The organism is Vibrio sp. 1978 (assembly GCF_033344345.1).
In genome coordinates this window covers 1-635 of record NZ_JAWPOP010000614.1, presented here as the reverse complement: position 1 = coordinate 635, position 635 = coordinate 1, and the positions used below count along the sequence as shown (strand labels likewise).

At 43.9% G+C, this 635-nt stretch carries 1 protein-coding gene; it reads left to right on the top strand.

Annotated elements, in window-relative coordinates:
* On the top strand, positions 1 to 503 hold a 503-nt coding region (locus tag R8N49_RS28140), incomplete at its 5' end, for an AraC family transcriptional regulator (RefSeq protein ID WP_318190573.1).
* Positions 504 to 635 lie beyond the last annotated feature (132 nt).

The window sequence follows — 635 nt, the reverse complement described above, 5'->3', positions numbered from 1 at the left end:
CGATCATCAAATTGGGTAAGCAAGAGTATGCCATTGAACCCGGCCAGTATTTTTGGATTCCTCAAGGATGTTTGAGCTCACTCACTTTTTTACCTAACACTCATGTCCATCGTTGTGATTTTTCTGTGCGTTTGAATGATGCATTTGCTCAACAGGCCGGTTTTATCAAACCATCAATTTTGCTGAAAGCCTTAATTGAAAAGTTGGCGAAGACGGAAACTCGTTCTGATATCCAGTTAGATTTGCTCGCTGTGGTTAAACACGAAGTACTGGCGATTTCACCAAATCTATCAAACTCGGCACTCAGCCAAGCAATCAATCAGTGGAAGCCAGGATGCGAAGCTCGCATTTCGAGAGAGCTTTGTTTGGTGCTTACGCTGCGCGAAGCAAGAAAAATGAAGTTGTCTGGGAAAAAGGAATCTCAAATTGTTGAGCACTTGTTTGCTGGCAACACAGAAGAATACGAACAGCTTTGCTTTCTAGTGTTTGGTGAAGCGCTATAAGTCAGCGGTGTATAGCGTTTTCTCACACGAGACTCACACAAGATCAAAAAGGGCGTACTTTGCGGTACGCCCTTTTCTTATTCTTTGCCTCACGTAGGGTCATTCCCCAAACAACCCCAAGCACAACACACA